Below are 2,470 nucleotides of genomic sequence, written 5' to 3'. Positions count from 1 at the left end.
GCGGTGGAAGCTGGTGCGGACGTCAGCGTCGGCGTCGGGGCTCCGGTGGGCGGTGCCCTCGCGCGCGGGGTCCGTCTGCGGGCGGCTGCTGGGCGGTTCGACGAGATCGAGGATGGTTTCGCCGTCGGGCCCGGTCAGGCTCAGCGGCTTGCCGGCGGCGTCCTCGGTGAGCACGGAGTACGGCTCGGGCACCGGTTCCGCGCTGCCGGGTCGGGTGTAGCCCTCGGGGTCCGCCGCCGGGTACCAGGGCTGGTGCGCCGGCCCGTCGGGTGTCGCCCCGGCGGCCTGCCGGACGGACGCCTCAGCGGCCAGGAAACGCTCCCTGGCCCGCAGCACCGCGCTGTGCCGGACGTGCAGGTCCGCGCGGGCCTCGGTGTACGCGCTCTCGGCGGCCCGCTGGTGCTCCCGCGCCTCCCGCAGTCTCCCGGCGTTGTCCGCCGGGGTCTTGCCGATCCTGCGGTCCGCCATGGCGACCGCCTCCCGGGCCGCACCGGTCTCGCTCAGCGCGGCGCGGTAGCGGGCGTCCTCGGCCAGCCACTGCCGGGCCCAGGCCGCGGCCTTGTCGCGCTCCCGGGCCACGGCCTCGGGGAGGTCCACCGCCCCGGCCAGCGGGTCGTGCGGCCCCTCGGTCTCGACCAGCCAGGCGTCGGTGCGCGTGTGCACGGCCTCGGCGGCGTCGGGGTGTCCGCCTGCCGTCGGGTCGCCGGCCGCCGGGTCGCCCGTCAGCTCGCGCGTCTGCTCGCTTGCCAGTGCGTCGGCGGGGAGCGGGTATCCGGGCGCCGTCTCGGGGGCGGGTTCGGCTGCGGGGCGCTCTGCCTGAGCTACGGTGCGGCCGGTGGCCGGGGCAGCCGGATGCGGAGCCGTGCCCGTGGCCGAGTTCGAAGCTGAGCCCGTGCCCGTGGCCGGGCTTTCGGCCCCCTCCACGACGGCGTTCGCGACCGGGTCCGGCTCCCACGCGCCCGGCTCAGCGCCGACGCGCTCCGCCTCGGGACGCCCGTAGTAGCCCATGGTGTCGTGCGCGAAGGTCCACGCCCGCGCGAGCCGGCGCTCCGCGCCGATCCGGTCCCGTGCCTGGTCGGCCAGGTCCTGGTGGAGTTCGGCGTAGCGCTCCTGGCGGGAGGCGAGCCGGTGTGCGGCGGCGGCCAGTTCGGCCCGGCGCAGCGGGACGTCCGCGACTTCCGGGGTCCGGTCGGAGACGTTGTCGGCTTCCTCGGTACGGCCTTCGTCGGTACGGCCTTCGTCGGTACGGCCTTCCTCGATACGGCCGGGGGCCGCGCCGGACTCGGTCGGCTGCCGAGCGGCGGGCAGCACCTCGGCCGCTGCGGGCGTCGTCCGATCGGTCGCCGCACGCGTCGGACCGGTCCCGTCCAGCCTCTGCCGGGTCGCTTCCAGGCGGGCCTCCAGCAGCCGCGTCTCGTGCGCCTGGCTCTCCCGCAGCCGGGTCTCGACCAGTTGCGTCTCCTGGAGCCGGGTGCGGGCCGCGCCGACGTCGGCCAGCGCCTCGTCGAGTTCGCCGCGCAGCGCGCGCAGCGAGCGGGCGGTCGCGTCCCAGGCCTCCGCCGCCGTCATGAAGGTCTCCGTCTCCTCCTTGACGACGGCCGACGCGTCCTCGACCTGCTGCGGCAGCAGGTCGAACTTCTTGGCCAGGTCGTGGGTGACCCAGACGTGCACGCCGTCGTCGACGGTGTGCGCCGCGACCGTCCCGGGCAGGCCGAGCTGCTTGCGTACGACCGCCGGCAGCATGCCCTGCGCCGCCGTGGCCCACGGCGAGTCGGCGATGCGCCGGGAGACCTGGGCCGCGTGCTGCCAGTACACCGGCAGCCGGACCAGGACGGCGCCGCCGGGCGGGGGCTTGACCGTGGACAGGGCCGAGGTGCGGCGGTCCGCCGCGGTGCCGTCGGTGGCGGAGTCCGTCCAGCCGGGGCCGGTGCCGGACACTCCGCCGGGGGGCAGCGGGGCGCCGACGCTCGGGCCCGCCGTGATGGACGGCTGGTGGGTCTCGGTGGCGTCGCCGGTGAACACGTCGTTCTGCATGACCCTGCGGTTGCTGCCCAGCCCCACGCCGGGGTCCAGGGTCACCAGCCGCGCCTTGGCCAGGTCGACGCCCGCGAACAGCCGCAGGGTGGCGTCGAGTCCGCCCTGCGAGGACGTGGTGTCGTGCAGCGGCAGAGTGAGCCGGTCCCGCACAACCTGCGGGAAGTAGGCGCTCAGCACTTCGAAGCTGACGTTGTTGTAGTGCGCTTCGGAGGAGGCGGTCCCCGGCCTGGCCAGCTTGCCCTTGCCCAGGTACGGGTGGCCGCTCTCGCCGGTCGCCGTCTGGCCGGGCCGGGGGCGGGCGCCGCCGGTCGGGGTGGGGCCGGCGGCGTCGAGGGCGAAGGAGCCCGCCTCGCGGAGCACCGGGATGCCGCCGACTCCGGCGACGACGAAGCTCTCCGGGTCGGAGCCGAACAGCTCGCGCGCCCGCTGGTAG

Annotated in this window: 1 protein-coding gene; it reads right to left on the bottom strand. The window is 76.5% G+C overall.

Annotation, left to right across the window (positions count from 1 at the left end):
- Window positions 1-2,470 (bottom strand): hypothetical protein (locus tag QMK28_RS32435; RefSeq protein ID WP_326443278.1); only part of this gene is annotated, 2,470 nt, incomplete at both ends.

The sequence above is a fragment of the Streptomyces sp. H27-D2 genome, assembly GCF_035828615.1.
In the GTDB taxonomy this organism is placed as follows: Bacteria; Actinomycetota; Actinomycetes; order Streptomycetales; family Streptomycetaceae; genus Streptomyces.
This window is presented reverse-complemented; position numbering and strand designations above follow the sequence as displayed.